We start from the raw sequence: 13,617 nt of genomic DNA, 5'->3' as shown, positions 1-13,617 counted from the left end.
TGATACGCCAGGGGCCGCGCGGGTGCGCGGAAAACCCGATGGGCTCGAATGGGCTACCAGCGTGCGCCGAACACCTTGCGCAGTTCCTCGAGTGCGGTGTCGTCGAGCGGCGCGGGACGAGGATTCGCCATCAACCACAAGCGCGCCGTCTCTTCCAGTTCTTCGATCACATACGCAGCCTGCGAAACGGAATGCTCCCACACGACCGGCCCGAGGCGCTCCAGCAGCACACCGCGCACGCGGTCGGCGAGCGCGGCGATCTGCTGCGCGACTTGCGGATCGCCGGGACGCCGGTAGCGGATCAGCGGAATGTGCCCGACCTTCATCACGTAGTACGGCGTAATGGGCGGCAGCACGTCGGCTTCGCTCCAGACGCCTGCGAGCGTCAGCGCGACGAGGTGGGTCGAATGCGTATGCACGATGCCGCGCGCTGCGCCGTTGCGCTCGTACACCCCGCGATGCAGCGCCAGCGTTTTCGACGGCTTGCCGCCCGAAACCGCGTTGCCGTCGAGGTCGACCTTCGCGATCTCCGCGGGATCGAGGCGGCCGAGGCAGGCATCCGTCGGCGTGATGAGCCAGCCGTCGTCGAGCCGCGCGCTGATGTTTCCCGCGCTGCCGACCGTGTAACCGCGCGCGTAGAGGCTCGCGCCCGTCATGCAGATCTCTTCGCGGATTTTCGTTTCGCCGCCGGTGTGAATGGCCGCCGTCATTTTGCGTCTCCGTCGAGCATACGCAGCGCCTTCGCAAAGAAGTCGGCCGCGCCGAAGTTGCCGGACTTGAGCGCGAGCGCAAGCGGCTCGGCACCGAGCGTGGCGGTTGCGGGCACGCCCGGATCGATCTGCTTGCCGATGCGCAGCATGTCGACGCCAAGCGCCTGCACCACGGCACCCGAGGTCTCGCCGCCGGCGACGACGAACTTGCGCACGCCGAGATCGCGCAGACCGCGTGCGATCGACGCGAGCGTGCGTTCGACCATTTCGCCGGCTTGTGCCACGCCGAGTTCGAGCTGAGTCGCCTTCACCTCGTCGGGCGAGGCCGTTGCGTAGATCAGCACGGGCTGCGGTTGCGCTGCCTGCATATGCTCGCGCGCGAAGTTCAGCGCTTGTTCGACGACCGGCTCGCCGCGCGCCGCCGCGAGCGGATCGATGCGGTACGCCGGACGCGTTTCGCGCCATGCTGCAACCTGCGCATTCGTCGCCTTCGACGCACTGCCCGCCAGCACCGCCGACGCACCGTCGACACGCGGCAACGCGCCTGCATCGGCGGCGGCATCGGCAAGCCAACCGGCGCGGCTGAAATTCGCGGGCAGACCGAGCGCGACGCCCGAGCCGCCCGTGATCAGCGGCAGGTCCGCGCACGCTTGCCCAAGCGTGTAGAGATCGGCATCCGAGACGGCATCGGCAATCGCCATGCGCACGCCGTCGGCACGCAGCGCATCGATCGATGCACGCACGGCTTGCACGCCTTGCGCCACCGCGTCGTAGCGTACGAGGCCGACTTTCGAGCGCGTCTGCCGTTGCAGCACGCGCACGAGGTTCGCGTCCGTCATCGGCGTAAGCGGATGATGCTCCATGCCCGACTCGTTCAGCAACACGTCGCCGACGAACAGATGCCCGCGATAAATCGTGCGGCCGTTCTCCGGAAACGCAGGACATGCGAGCGTGAACGGCGCACCGCCTTCGGTGGGCGATAGCGCGTCCAGCAGCGCGTCGGCAACGGGCCCGATGTTGCCTTGATCGGTCGAATCGAAAGTCGAGCAGTATTTGAAGAAGAACTGGCGGCAGCCTTGCGCGCGCAGCCATTCGAGCGCGGCCAGCGACTGCGCCACGGCGTCGGCGGCATCGATCGTGCGCGATTTCAGCGCAACCACGAGCGCGTCGGCTTCGATTCGAGCACCGGCGTCCGGCACGCCGATCGTCTGAACGGTGCGCATGCCGCCGCGCACCAGCATGTTCGCGAGATCGGTCGCGCCCGTGAAATCGTCGGCGATGCAGCCGAGCAGCGGCTTGCCGACAGCGGCGTTGGTGTTCGTCATGTCGTTGCGCCCTTCCCGCTTAGCGCTTCACGGGCACATCGATGCCCGGGAAGATCTTGACGACTGCCGAGTCGTCCTCGCCGCCATGGCCAGCCGTCGAGGCCATCATGAACATCTGATGCGCTGCCGCCGACAGCGGCAACGGAAACTTCGAGCGTCGCGCGGTATCGAGCACGAGGCCGAGGTCCTTGACGAAGATGTCGACGGCCGACAGCGGCGTGTAGTCGCCGTTGAGAATATGCGGCACGCGGTTCTCGAACATCCATGAGTTCCCGGCGCTGTGCGTGATCACGTCGTAGAGGGCATCGGGATCGACGCCTTCGCGAAGACCCAGCGCCATCGCCTCGGCGGCGGCGGCGATGTGCACGCCCGCGAGCAACTGGTTGATGATCTTTACCTTCGAGCCCGCGCCATGCTGCTCGCCCAGCCGGTACACCTTGCCCGCCATCGCGGCGAGCACGTCTTCACATGCGGCATACGCGGCGGCGGGCCCGGACGTCATCATGGTCATCTCTCCCGATGCGGCGCGCGCCGCGCCGCCCGACACGGGCGCATCGAGCATGTGCAGTCCGGACGCTTCGACGCGACGCCCGAGGTCGATCGCAAAGTCGGGCGCAACCGTTGCGCACGCAATCACCACGCCGCCCGGCTTCATCGACCTGAGCGCGCCCTGCTCGCCGAACAGCACCGTTTCCGTTTGCGCTGCATTGACGACGAGCGTGACGATCACATCGCACTGCGCGCCAAGCTGGGCGGGATTCGCGCAGGCCGTGCCGCCGACGGCGACGAATGCGTCGAGCACTTCGCGGCGCACGTCGCACGCATGGACGTTGAAACCGCCGCGCAGCAGCGAACGCGCGACACCCATGCCCATCGCGCCCAAACCGATCACTCCGACGTTTCGCGACATACCCTTTCCTCTACGAACAGTGCTTCAGACAGCGCCGTGCACGACGCGAGCGAATGCGTCTGCAAACTCAGCGGATACCGGCTTCGGCCAAACGGCGCGCCGCGTTGTACATGTGGGTTTGCGCGGCGTTGCGTGCGGCCAACGGGTCGCCTGCGCGGATCGCCGCGGCGATTGCAGCGTGTTCGTCGCGCACCTGGCGCGAGAAGTCCTCGCGCAGCGCCTCGTTGCGGCGCGTGACGACGGTGCCTGCTTCCAGGTATTGATTGAGAAACGTCAGCGTCTTCAGAAAGTACGGATTGCCGGTCACGGTGGCGATCGCGCGGTGAAACGCGACGTCTTCGGCTACGCCGTCGCGGCCTTCGGCGACGGCTTCGTCGATCTTTCTGAGCGCGGCGTCGATGGCCATCATGTCGGCGTCGGTGCGGCGCATCGCGGCTTCTGCCGCGACTTCGGCTTCGATCGCGCGGCGCACCGCGAGAATCTGCAGCACCGAGCCGCCTTCCATCGCTTCCGCGTAGTCGATGCGCAGCGGCCGGATCGCGCCGTGCGCGCTGACGTACACGCCGCTGCCCTGGCGCGGCTCGACCACGCCTTCGTTCTTCAATCGCGAAATGGCCTCGCGGATCACCGTGCGGCTGACGCCGAACTCCTGAGCCAGTACGGCTTCGGTCGGGAGCTTGCCGCCGCGTGCGAACGTACCCTTGTCGATCTGCGCGAGCAGTTGCTGCGCGACGGTGTCGCTCAACGCCCGGTTGGGAATTTTCTCGAACATATCAGCAGATTTGCCATGTTATGCGGTCATCATACAAATTTCAGGACATGGATCTGCATTAGGGAGAACCCTTAAAGCTCAAGCGTGTTTCACGCGGCGCAGCCTCACGCCTTCCGGAAAGAGCGCCGCACTGCGGTCATTCGGCAAGGTCGTCCACTTCGAGATCGAGAAGCGCCATGCTCATTGACTTGCCGTGCGCGTCCAGCGCCAGTGAACGCGTGACGCCCCCGCCGAGCGCGTTGCCGAGCACGAAATTGAACGCACCCAGCAGCGGCAGTTCGTAGCGCACGACCTCGCCTTTAACCACGTCGGCGAGATGAGCCTTGACACGCTCCGACGTCAGGACGTTGCGCAGAGGGGCGTAGTGCTTCGCATCAAAGCAGATCACCGAAATATTCAGCGTATTGCCTTTGTCGCCAGTGCGGCCATGGGCCAGTTCACGCAGTTTCATCGCTTGCCTCGACAAATTGAAAAACCGGATTCACCTGTTCGCGTGGCAGTAACACTGACTGCACGGCAAGCACCTCGCGAGTTGTTTTCGTGACGCCCCCGCCGCCCGCAGGTCCGTTGGTGTAGAGCGTTTCGACCTCGTTGCCGATGCGTGCCGCCTCGCTTGCGTTCTCCGCGCGCCCGGCCACCCGAACGCGCACTTCGTACGGCTCGCCGTGATGCGCCGCAAGCGCGTCGCCATAGAGGGAATTCACGCCGATCAGGTCGAAGCGCAGCTCGCTCGTGTCGACGCCCGTGATGGCGAGGCGCTCGCGCACGATGTCGAGTGCAAGACGAGCACGCTCGACCGCGCCAGGCCCGCCATAGGAAATCTGCCCCTCTCCGATGTAGCCGTCGACATAGGCGACCGACACCTTCAGCGTGCCGGTGCGAGCAACACCGCGTCCGCCGGTTACGCGCACGCGGTCTGACGCCTCCTCTACGACACGGACCTCGGAAAAGTCCGCGACGACATCGGGTTGAAAGTAGCGGTGCGGATCGTGAATCTCGTAGAGCAATTGCTCCTTGCACGTCGCTTCGGTGACTCGCCCGCCCGCCTGCGGCACCTTCGTCACGACGACGCTGCCATCGGCACTCACTTCGCCAATCGGAAAACCCAGCCGCGCGAGATCCGGTACGTCCTTGATGCCGGGGTCGGCGAAGTAGCCGCCGGTCACCTGGCCCGCACATTCGAGCAAATGCCCGACGACTGTCGCCTGCCCGAGTGTGTTCCAGTCGTCCATGCGCCAGCCGAACGCGTGAATGAGCGGCGCCGTGAACAAGGACGGGTCCGCGACGCGCCCCGTCAGCACGATATCCGCGCCCGCGGCAAGGGCCTCGACAATCGGCATCGCGCCAAGGTACGCATTCGCCGAAACGATGCGGTCCGTATAGTCGCCGACATCGTCGCCGGACTCTTCGAAACGCAGTTGGGAACCCAGAACGACATCGAGCACATCGTCGCCGGTGACTGCGGCGATCTTCAGTCCGCTGAGTCCAAGCTCCCGTGCGATGTGCGCCGTCTTGACCGCCGCTGCGCGTGGATTGGCTGCGCCCATGTTCGAAATGATCCGCACGCGGTTCCTGACGGCGACGGGCAACACGGCACGCATGCGTGCTTCGAGCAGTGGATCGTAGCCGAGTTCGGGATCGTGACGGCGTGCCTGCTGGGCGATCGCGACCGTGCGTTCCGCGAGGCATTCGAATACGAGGTAGTCCAGCGCGCCGTATGCCGCGAGTTCGACAGCGGGCTCGATGCGGTCGCCCGAGTAGCCTGCGCCCGCGCCTATACGCACGCGTTTTGATGATTCGGTCCGGTTCATGACGTCGACAACTCCTGATTACAGCGCAAACACGCCCAGCACGACGCACGCGATCGTCATGACGATCGACGCGCCGAACAACAGCGGAAACGTGAACTTCTGATGATCCGCGAGATCGATTCCACACAGGCCGACGACGAGAAATGTCGCGGGCGTGAGCGGACTCACGGGAAAACCGGTGGTCATCTGGCCGAGCAGCGCGGCCTGTCCGATGTGCACCGCCGGCACGCCGAGCTGCGATGCCACTTCGGCGATCACCGGCAGGACACCGAAATAAAACGAATCGGGGTCGAAGAGCATCGAGAGCGGCATCGACAGTACGCCGAGTGCGACCGGAATCTGCCCTGCAAACGCAGGCGGCACGAAGCCGACCGCCGCCTGCGCCATCGCCTTGAGCATGCCGCTGCCCTGCATGATGCCGGTGAACACGCCCGCTGCGAGCAGAATGCCCGCCATCATCAGCGCGGCGCGCGCGTGGGCGTCGATGCGCTTGCGCTGCATATCGACGTTGGGGTAGTTCACCATCAGCGCGATGCACAAGCCCACCATGAACATGATCGCGGGCGGAATCTTCTCGCCCATCACGACCATCGTGCCGAGCACGGCGACCGTCAGCACGATGTTGAACCAGAAGTTTTGCGGACGGCGCAGCGCCTGTTCCTCAGGCGTAAGTTCGCGTTTGGGCAGGGGAACCGATCCGCTGGTGGAAGCATAGCCGAGGCGCTTTTCCTCGCGCCAGCCGAGCCACCACGCCATGCTGAACACGAACACGAGACCGATCGCCTGGATCGGAATCAGCGGATTGAAAAGTGCCGAAACCGGCAGATGCAGCGACGCCGATGCGCGGATCATCGGCCCCGTCCACGGCAGGAAGTTGATGCCGGCCGCCATCGAAACGGCTGCCGCGAGCACGCGCTTGTCCATGTTCAGGCGCTCGTACAGCGGCAGCATGGCGGGGATGGTGACGAGAAAGCACACGGCGCCCGAGCCGTCGAGGTGAATGAGCAGCGCGAGCAGCGTCGTGCCCATCACGATGCGCGTCGGCTTGGTGCCGACCGTGCGCAGGATGCGGTCGATGATCGGATCGAGCGTGCCCGCGTCCGTGATCGTGCCGAAATAGAGAATCGCGAACACGAACATGCCGACGACGGGCGCGAGGCTCTTCAATCCGCCGATGACAAACTGGCTCGTCTGCAAGCCGAATCCGCCGATCAGCGACGCGCCGATCGGCACGATGATGAGCGCGACGAGCGGCGACATGCGTTTTGAAAGAATCGCGGCCAGCAACACCACGATCGTCACGAGCCCCAGCAAAGGCAGCATGTTGTGTCTCCAGTCTTGTCTTTTGGTATGGCGCAGCGTAAGTTCGGCGCTGTAATAACGCAATTGAAATGATTTGATCACAGCTATCACAGTTCTTTATGGATCTCAATCTCCGCGACATTCGTGCTTTCGTGACCGTGGCGCACGCGGGCAACTTCACGCGCGCGGCGGCCCGGCTGCATTTATCGCAGCCCGCGCTAACCGTGCAGATTCGGCGCCTCGAGGAAACCGTGGGCGCGCGTTTATTCGATCGCAACAGCCGCAGCGTTGCGCTGACCCAAACGGGCCGCGAATTGCTGCCTATCCTGACGCGATCGCTAAGCGATATGGAGCAGGCCCTCCGAGATGCGCGCGCGCTCGGCGACGGTTCGAGCGGCACGGTGCGGCTTGCGTGTCTGCCGACCTTCGCCGCCAGCGCGCTGCCCGAACTGATCCAGGCGTTTCGCCGGCGCGTGCCGCAGGCGCGGTTTCAGGTTCGCGATGTCGTGGCGAGCGCCGTCAACGCACTCGTGCGCAATGAAGAGGTGGATATCGGCCTGACGGGCGGCCACAGCGTCGATGCGACGCTGGAGGTCCTGCAGACGGGCGAGGACCGGCTCGTGATCGTGTGTCCGAAGTCCCACCCGCTTGCCCGCAAGCGCACGGTGACGGTCGACGACTTCGCGTCGATGCCGCTCGTGCTGACCGCGCCGGGAACCAGTGTGCGCGCGGTGGTAGACGCCGCGCTGTCGAACGCGCGCTGCACGCCCGATATCGCGTGCGAACCGATGTACATGATGACCGCCGTTGCGATGGTGCGCGGCGGCCTCGGGATCTCCGTTCTTCCGGAATCCGCGCGCGAAGTGCATGCGGAGCGTGGGCTCATCACACGGCCGATCGATGATCCGGCGTTCGTGCGCCCGATTGCGCTCGTCAAGAAACGCGGTCGGACACTGCCTCGTGTGACCGAAGACTTTGTCAATACGCTCGATCTCGGCGGCACCCCGCCAGGATGAGCTTGCGATACGCACGCACCGTTCTGGTGAAATCCATCCGGCATCAGGCGAGCGCTGGCTCAGTGATCTCATGGGCTAAGGGCTCACAGGCTTGGCGCACCGGCACTGGCGCGATCCTTGCTTTGACCACCGCACGCCCGCGCGATATCCATTGCGGGCGGCACATCTCTTCGGAAATCCCAGCATGGAACACAAGACCAATTCACTTCAACGGCGCCGCTGGCTCGCCGCGCTGCTGGCCGTGCCCGCACTGACCTTCTTCACTGCACAGGCCGCCAACGCCGATGCACTCGACGCCATCACCAAGCGCGGCACGCTGCGCGTGGCCGTGCCCGAGGACTATCCGCCGTTTGGCGCCGTCGGCCCCGATATGCAGCCGCAAGGCTACGACATCGACATGGCGGCACTGCTCGCGAAATCGATGAAGGTCAAGCTGCAGCTCGTGCCGGTCAATAGTGGGAACCGCATTCCCTACCTGCAGACCGACAAGGTCGATCTCGTGATCTCCTCGCTCGGCAAAACGCCGGACCGCGAGAAGGTCATCGACTTTTCGCAGGCCTATGCCCCTTACTTCCAGGGCGTTTTCGGGCCGGCCGATATCAAGGTCGGCGGACCGGCGGACCTCACCGGCAAGACCGTCGGCGCCACGCGCGGCGCGCTCGAAGAAGTGGCCCTCACCAGCATGGCGCCCAACGCCACCATCCGCCGCTTCGACGACAACAACGCCACGATCCAGGCCTTTCTCTCCGGCCAGGTGCAGTTGATTGCGGCGGGCAACATCGTCGCCGCGGCCATCCTCGCGAAGCATCCGCCGCGCGAACCGCAGATGAAGTTCGTCATCAAGGACTCGCCGTGCTTCGTGGGCCTCAACAAGAACGAGCCGCAACTGCTCGCGAAGGTCAACACGGCCATCGAACAGGCGAAGAAGGACGGCTCGCTCCAGGCAATGTCGAAGAAGTGGTTTGGTCAGCCGTTACCCGCCAATCTTTGACACACCCGCCGCCGCCATGCGCGGCTGGCGCACTCACCTCTGCACACCCCTCATTCCTTCATGAGCTATCAGCTTCAGTTCGGCGACCTCGCCGCCTATGCCGGCATGTTCGCAAGCGGCGCGTCCGTCACGCTCGCGCTCACGGCGGCCTCGACGCTGCTCGGCATCAGCCTCGGCGTCGCGGGCGCCGCCGCGCACCAGAGCCGCCGCGCGGCGCTGCGCACAGCCGTGCACGCCTATGTGGAGGCGATTCGCAACACGCCGTTTCTCGTGCAGCTTTTCTTCGTGTTCTTCGGGCTGCCCGCACTTGGCGTGCACATCGGGGAATATACGGCGGCCGTGCTCGCCATGACGCTGAACCTCGGCGCGTATTCCGTTGAGATCCTGCGCGCGGGCATTGAAGCGGTACCGCGCGGACATCACGAGGCCGCTGCAGCACTCGCGATGTCGCGCCGCGAAACCTTCGTGCACGTGCTGCTTCCGCAAGCGTTCGCGAAGGTGTTTCCCGCGCTGGCGAGCCAGATCGTCATCACGATGCTTGGCTCGGCCGTCGTCTCGCAGATCTCCGTTGCCGATCTCACGTATGCCGCAAGCTATGTGCAGTCGCGCAACTTCCGCGCTTTCGAAACGTATTTCCTCATCGCCGGGATCTATCTCGCGATGGCGCTCATCCTGCGCGCCGCCCTCACCGCAGCCGGCCGGCGACTCTTCACGCGCAACCTGCGAGGCGCGCGATGATCGAATTCACATTCGCGCAGATCATCGAGGGTTTGCTCCTGGCCGCGCGCTGGACCGTGCTGCTCTCACTGGTTTCGTTCATTACCGGCGCAGTGGTGGGTTTGCTGCTGCTCGTGGCGCGCGTATCGAAGTCGCGCGTGCTGCGCGCGCTCGTGCGTATTTACATCGAGGTGTTTCAGGGCACACCGCTGCTGCTGCAACTCTTCATCGTGTACTTCGGCTTGCCGCTGCTCGGCATCGACGTCTCGGCGTGGATGGCGGCCACGCTCGGCCTCACGTTCTTCACCAGCGCCTATCTCGTCGAGATCTGGCGCGGTTGTGTGGAGGCGGTGCCGAAGGGCCAGTGGGAGGCGTCGGCCAGTCTCGCCATGAACTATTTCGAGCAGTTGCGCCACGTGATCCTGCCGCAAGCCGCGCGCATCGCCATCGGTCCGACTGTGGGCTTCGGCGTACAGGCCATCAAGGACACGGCGCTCGTGTCGATCATCGGCTTTGCCGAACTCACAAAGGCCGGCACACAAATCTCGAACGCGACGTTCCGCCCGTTTCTCGTCTACGGACTCGTCGCGCTAATCTATTTCACCCTGTGCTATCCGCTTACGCGGTATGCGCGGGCGCTGCAAAGGAAATGGCATGCCGCTCGTTAAGACCGAAGGCGTCGAAAAGCAGTTCGGCGCCCACCATGTACTGAAGGGAATCGACCTCACCGTCGAACGCGGTCAGGTCGTTAGCATCATCGGGCGCAGCGGGTCCGGCAAGAGCACGTTGCTGCGGGCGCTGAACGGGCTCGAAAGCATCGACGCAGGGTCGATCGAAATCGACGGCGCACACGTCGATGCGCGGCACGCGGACCTGCGCGCGCTGCGGCTGAAGGTCGGGATGGTGTTTCAGCAATACAACCTGTTTCCGCATCTCACCGCCAGCGAAAACGTGATGCTTGCGCAAACGGTCGTCAAGAAGACGCCACGCAGGGAGGCCCGCGCCATCGCGCAGCAGATGCTCGAGCGCGTTGGCCTGGGCGGGAAATTCGACGCGTATCCCGATCAACTCTCGGGCGGACAGCAGCAGCGCGTCGCCATCGCTCGGGCGCTCGCGATGAAGCCGAGCGTGCTGCTCTGCGACGAAATCACGTCGGCACTCGATCCCGAACTGGTCGGCGAGGTGTTGGGTGTGGTGGAAAGCCTCGCGCGCGAGGATATGACGCTCATCATGGTCACTCACGAAATGCGCTTCGCGCGCGCCGTCAGCGACACCGTGGTGTTCATGCACGAAGGCCGCGTATGGGAAAGCGGACCGCCCGAGGAAATTTTCGGCAGTCCGTCGACGGTGGAGCTGCGACGCTTCATTCAGTGACGTCGTTCGTCGTGCTCGCCGTTGGGGATCCCTTCTATCGGACACTCGGCAGTGCCCGGCGTCGTCCGCGTAAGCGCTTCCACCGCTTGCCGCGTGCCTTCGGGATCCGTTACCCAGTTTCGGTAGAACCCGAACGGGCATGCAGCAACCCCGTTGGCGCCGTCGCCGGAATGGATCGTACCCGTGTAGCCGCGATGCAGGAGCTTGTACAGATGATTCTGCGACTGCATGTTGCGTCGGGCATCGCGAATCATGCTCAAGGAAAGTTCGGCGTACTGCACGCCCATCTCTTCCTCGCCGCATTCGCCGAGCGTACGCCCATCGAAGCCGACGATCGCCGAATGGCCGAAGTACGAATACACGCCGTCCCAGCCCGTGGCGTTCGCCACGGCCACATACGTGTTGTTCATCCACGCCATGGCTTTCGCGACCATCACCTGCTGCTCCTTTGCCGGGTACATGTAGCCCTGGCAGCGCACGATCAGTTCCGCGCCACCCATGGCGCAGTCGCGCCAGATCTCCGGATAGTTGCCGTCGTCGCAGATAATGAGACTGATCTTCAGGCCCTTCGGCCCTTCCGTCACATAGGTGCGATCGCCGGGATACCAGCCTTCGATCGGCGTCCACGGCATGATCTTGCGATACTTCTGCACGATCTCGCCACGATTGTCGATCAGCACGAGCGTGTTGTACGGCACCTTGTGCGGATGCGCCTCGTGGCGCTCGCCGGTCAGCGAAAACACGCCCCACACGTTGGCCTTGCGGCACGCTGCGGCAAAGATATCTGTTTCCTCGCCGGGCACAGTCGACGCCGTATCGAACATTTCCTGCCGGTCGTACATGATCCCGTGCGTCGAATACTCGGGGAAGACCACGAGGTCCATGCCCGGCAATCCCTGCTTCATGCCGATCACCATCCCGGCAATTTTCTGCGCGTTTGCGAGCACCTCGGCCTTCGTGTGCAGACGCGGCATCTTGTAGTTGACGACCGCGACGCCCACGCAGTCGCGGCTGCTCGAAATATCACCATGTCGCATAGTGTGTTCTCCTGATAAGTCAGATCAATGGCTGATCATCCACGGCCGCCCCGCCGGGCGCTTGAGGCCGCCGGACGGCACGCCCGCGAGCTTCGCGGCGCCGCCCGAACAGCAACTGCAACCGGGGCGATGGCGCAGCTGCGGCCCGTCGCCGGACTGACGCGGCGCATGCGCAGCGCGTTCGTTCGTCGCGTGCGCGTTGCGGCGCGTGCCTGCCATCAACGCGAGCGAAGGCGCGCTGATCACGCGCGATCCCTCGCCACCGCAATCGGGACAGCGGCACGGCTTTTCGCGGTCGGCAATGCGGCGCATGACGGCGAACGGTCCACAGTTCGCACATTCGAAGTCGTAGATCGGCATGACGGGTTCCTCGTGTGACGATGTGACGATCGATTACGCTTTTGCGAGATCGGGCGAGCACGGCAGATCGACGCCGCCCTTGATGTGCCGGATCGGGCCATCGGCATTCGGTCGAATGTCGAAGTCGAAGATCTGCGTGGGCAGCCACAACGTCGCGCATGCGTTCGGAATATCGACGACACCGCTGATATGGCCCTGCACCGGCGCGCAACCGAGCAGCGAATACGCCTGCGCACCCGAATAACCGAACTTCTTCAAATACTCGATGGCGTTCAGGCACGCCTGCCGGTATGCGACGGTCACGTCGAGATAATGCTGGCTACCCTGCTCGTCGACGGAAATGCCTTCGAAGATCAGATAATCGTTGTACGTCGGCGTAATCGGGCTCGGCTGGAACACGGGATTGCGAATGCCGTATTTCGCCATGCCGCCCTTGATGAGATTCACGCGCATATGCACCCAGCCGGCCATTTCGATGGCGCCGCAGAACGTGATTTCGCCGTCGCCCTGGCTGAAGTGCAGGTCGCCTACGGAGAGGCCCGCGCCATCCACGTAGACGGGGAAAAACACCTTCGAGCCGCGCGACAGGTCCTTGATGTCGCAATTGCCGCCATGCTCACGCGGCGGCACGGTGCGCGCGCCCTCGGCGGCAGCCTTGTCGCGTGCATCGCCTTCGAGCTTGCCCATGTGTGCCGTGGCCGCGAAGGGCGGATTCGCCAGCGGCGGCACACGCTCGGGCGCGGTCGCGATCAAGCCGGTCTCGCGCGCGTTCCACGTTTCGAGCAGCTTCGGATCAGGCAGGCAGCCGATCAGGCCCGGATGAATCAGCCCCGCGAAATTCACGCCCGGAATGTGGCGCGAACTCGTATACACGCCATGGAAATCCCAGATCGACTTTTGCGCGTCGGGAAAATGATCGGTGAGAAACCCGCCCCCGTTCGACTTCGCGAAGAAGCCGTTGAAGCCCCACTGGCTGTCCGGCTTCGCGCCGATATCGAGCAGATCGACCACGAGCAGGTCGCCCGGCTCCGCGCCGCGCACGCCTACGGGGCCCGAGAGAAAATGCACGATCGAGAGGTCGATGTCGCGCACGTCGTCGGCGCTGTCGTCGTTCTTGATGAAGCCGCCGGTCCAGTCGTAGGTTTCGAGCACGAAGTCGTCGCCGGGATCGACCCAGCAGGCCATGGGAATGTCCGGATGCCAGCGGTTGTGGACCTGTTCGTTTTCGTAGGCGGACTGGTTCAGGTCGACCTTGATGAGAGTTTCGGGCATTGCATTCGCTCCTTGGTTCG

General features: G+C 64.4%; 15 protein-coding genes. 5 read left to right on the top strand and 10 right to left on the bottom strand.

Annotated elements, in window-relative coordinates:
* Positions 1 to 53 precede the first annotated feature (53 nt).
* From otnC to BHE01S_RS01845, 7 genes are all read right to left on the bottom strand, one after another.
* Complete coding sequence (gene otnC / locus BHE01S_RS01875) at positions 54 to 710, bottom strand: 3-oxo-tetronate 4-phosphate decarboxylase (RefSeq protein ID WP_042259872.1); 657 nt, start codon at positions 708 to 710, stop codon at positions 54 to 56.
* Complete coding sequence (gene otnK, locus BHE01S_RS01870; protein WP_042259869.1) at positions 707 to 2,035, bottom strand: 3-oxo-tetronate kinase; 1,329 nt, start codon at positions 2,033 to 2,035, stop codon at positions 707 to 709. The genes otnC and otnK overlap by 4 nt, the downstream gene beginning before the upstream one ends.
* 19 nt (positions 2,036 to 2,054) lie before the next feature.
* Positions 2,055 to 2,945 carry an L-threonate dehydrogenase gene (gene ltnD, locus BHE01S_RS01865; RefSeq protein ID WP_042259867.1) on the bottom strand — a complete coding sequence of 297 codons (891 nt, stop codon included), beginning with the start codon at positions 2,943 to 2,945 and terminating at the stop codon, positions 2,055 to 2,057.
* 67 nt (positions 2,946 to 3,012) lie between these two features.
* The gene (locus BHE01S_RS01860; protein WP_042259865.1) at positions 3,013 to 3,717 is read right to left on the bottom strand and encodes a FadR/GntR family transcriptional regulator; all 705 of its coding nucleotides are present in this window, start codon (positions 3,715 to 3,717) and stop codon (positions 3,013 to 3,015) included.
* Positions 3,718 to 3,853: 136 nt separating this feature from the next.
* Positions 3,854 to 4,168, bottom strand: coding sequence for an AtuA-related protein (locus BHE01S_RS01855; RefSeq protein ID WP_042259862.1), 315 nt, complete (start codon positions 4,166 to 4,168; stop codon positions 3,854 to 3,856).
* Positions 4,155 to 5,528 (bottom strand): acyclic terpene utilization AtuA family protein, encoded by a 1,374-nt coding sequence (locus BHE01S_RS01850; protein ID WP_042259860.1) that lies wholly within the window; start codon positions 5,526 to 5,528, stop codon positions 4,155 to 4,157. Before BHE01S_RS01850 ends, BHE01S_RS01855 begins: the two co-directional genes overlap by 14 nt.
* Before the next feature lie 18 nt (positions 5,529 to 5,546).
* Positions 5,547 to 6,851, bottom strand: coding sequence for a CitMHS family transporter (locus BHE01S_RS01845; RefSeq protein WP_042260002.1), 1,305 nt, complete (start codon positions 6,849 to 6,851; stop codon positions 5,547 to 5,549).
* Between the two features lie 98 nt (positions 6,852 to 6,949).
* Between BHE01S_RS01845 and BHE01S_RS01840 the strand changes: the two genes are divergently transcribed.
* From BHE01S_RS01840 to BHE01S_RS01820, 5 genes are all read left to right on the top strand, one after another.
* Positions 6,950 to 7,846, top strand: coding sequence for a LysR family transcriptional regulator (locus BHE01S_RS01840; protein WP_042259857.1), 897 nt, complete (start codon positions 6,950 to 6,952; stop codon positions 7,844 to 7,846).
* A gap of 184 nt (positions 7,847 to 8,030) precedes the next feature.
* A complete protein-coding gene (locus BHE01S_RS01835) occupies positions 8,031 to 8,837 on the top strand; it encodes a transporter substrate-binding domain-containing protein (protein WP_042259855.1) in 807 nt (268 codons plus the stop codon).
* Between the two features lie 60 nt (positions 8,838 to 8,897).
* Positions 8,898 to 9,575 (top strand): amino acid ABC transporter permease, encoded by a 678-nt coding sequence (locus BHE01S_RS01830; protein WP_042259852.1) that lies wholly within the window; start codon positions 8,898 to 8,900, stop codon positions 9,573 to 9,575.
* The gene (locus tag BHE01S_RS01825; protein WP_042259849.1) at positions 9,572 to 10,222 is read left to right on the top strand and encodes an amino acid ABC transporter permease; all 651 of its coding nucleotides are present in this window, start codon (positions 9,572 to 9,574) and stop codon (positions 10,220 to 10,222) included. The genes BHE01S_RS01830 and BHE01S_RS01825 overlap by 4 nt, the downstream gene beginning before the upstream one ends.
* On the top strand, positions 10,209 to 10,928 hold the full coding sequence (locus BHE01S_RS01820; protein ID WP_042259848.1) for an amino acid ABC transporter ATP-binding protein: 720 nt from the start codon (positions 10,209 to 10,211) through the stop codon (positions 10,926 to 10,928). The genes BHE01S_RS01825 and BHE01S_RS01820 overlap by 14 nt, the downstream gene beginning before the upstream one ends.
* On the opposite strand, the gene BHE01S_RS01815 is transcribed toward BHE01S_RS01820, so the two are convergent.
* Genes BHE01S_RS01815 through fmdA form a run of 3 tightly spaced genes read right to left on the bottom strand, consistent with a single transcriptional unit; the run spans position 10,922 to position 13,597 of the window.
* On the bottom strand, positions 10,922 to 11,965 hold the full coding sequence (locus tag BHE01S_RS01815; protein WP_042259845.1) for an aliphatic amidase: 1,044 nt from the start codon (positions 11,963 to 11,965) through the stop codon (positions 10,922 to 10,924). The two genes, BHE01S_RS01820 and BHE01S_RS01815, sit on opposite strands and share 7 nt — an antisense overlap.
* Positions 11,966 to 11,989: 24 nt before the next feature.
* Complete coding sequence (locus BHE01S_RS01810) at positions 11,990 to 12,325, bottom strand: FmdB family zinc ribbon protein (RefSeq protein WP_042259844.1); 336 nt, start codon at positions 12,323 to 12,325, stop codon at positions 11,990 to 11,992.
* Positions 12,326 to 12,358: 33 nt separating this feature from the next.
* Complete coding sequence (fmdA, locus tag BHE01S_RS01805; RefSeq protein ID WP_042259841.1) at positions 12,359 to 13,597, bottom strand: formamidase; 1,239 nt, start codon at positions 13,595 to 13,597, stop codon at positions 12,359 to 12,361.
* Positions 13,598 to 13,617 lie beyond the last annotated feature (20 nt).

Origin of the sequence: Paraburkholderia heleia NBRC 101817 (assembly GCF_000739775.1) — a bacterium.
In the GTDB taxonomy this organism is placed as follows: Bacteria; Pseudomonadota; Gammaproteobacteria; order Burkholderiales; family Burkholderiaceae; genus Paraburkholderia; species Paraburkholderia heleia.
Note: the sequence above shows the minus strand (reverse complement) of the source record. Positions and strands in the feature narration are given on the sequence as shown.

Excerpts from the sequence above, each read along its gene's own strand:
- BHE01S_RS01850 (WP_042259860.1), bottom strand. The coding sequence starts at position 5,528 with ATGAACCGGACCGAATCATCAAAACGCGTGCGTATAGGCGCGGGCGCA.
- BHE01S_RS01830 (WP_042259852.1), top strand. The coding sequence starts at position 8,898 with ATGAGCTATCAGCTTCAGTTCGGCGACCTCGCCGCCTATGCCGGCATG.
- ltnD (WP_042259867.1), bottom strand. The coding sequence starts at position 2,945 with ATGTCGCGAAACGTCGGAGTGATCGGTTTGGGCGCGATGGGCATGGGT.
- BHE01S_RS01835 (WP_042259855.1), top strand. The coding sequence starts at position 8,031 with ATGGAACACAAGACCAATTCACTTCAACGGCGCCGCTGGCTCGCCGCG.
- fmdA (WP_042259841.1), bottom strand. The coding sequence starts at position 13,597 with ATGCCCGAAACTCTCATCAAGGTCGACCTGAACCAGTCCGCCTACGAA.
- BHE01S_RS01845 (WP_042260002.1), bottom strand. The coding sequence starts at position 6,851 with ATGCTGCCTTTGCTGGGGCTCGTGACGATCGTGGTGTTGCTGGCCGCG.
- BHE01S_RS01825 (WP_042259849.1), top strand. The coding sequence starts at position 9,572 with ATGATCGAATTCACATTCGCGCAGATCATCGAGGGTTTGCTCCTGGCC.
- otnK (WP_042259869.1), bottom strand. The coding sequence starts at position 2,035 with ATGACGAACACCAACGCCGCTGTCGGCAAGCCGCTGCTCGGCTGCATC.
- BHE01S_RS01810 (WP_042259844.1), bottom strand. The coding sequence starts at position 12,325 with ATGCCGATCTACGACTTCGAATGTGCGAACTGTGGACCGTTCGCCGTC.
- BHE01S_RS01860 (WP_042259865.1), bottom strand. The coding sequence starts at position 3,717 with ATGTTCGAGAAAATTCCCAACCGGGCGTTGAGCGACACCGTCGCGCAG.
- BHE01S_RS01820 (WP_042259848.1), top strand. The coding sequence starts at position 10,209 with ATGCCGCTCGTTAAGACCGAAGGCGTCGAAAAGCAGTTCGGCGCCCAC.
- BHE01S_RS01855 (WP_042259862.1), bottom strand. The coding sequence starts at position 4,168 with ATGAAACTGCGTGAACTGGCCCATGGCCGCACTGGCGACAAAGGCAAT.
- BHE01S_RS01815 (WP_042259845.1), bottom strand. The coding sequence starts at position 11,965 with ATGCGACATGGTGATATTTCGAGCAGCCGCGACTGCGTGGGCGTCGCG.
- BHE01S_RS01840 (WP_042259857.1), top strand. The coding sequence starts at position 6,950 with ATGGATCTCAATCTCCGCGACATTCGTGCTTTCGTGACCGTGGCGCAC.
- otnC (WP_042259872.1), bottom strand. The coding sequence starts at position 710 with ATGACGGCGGCCATTCACACCGGCGGCGAAACGAAAATCCGCGAAGAG.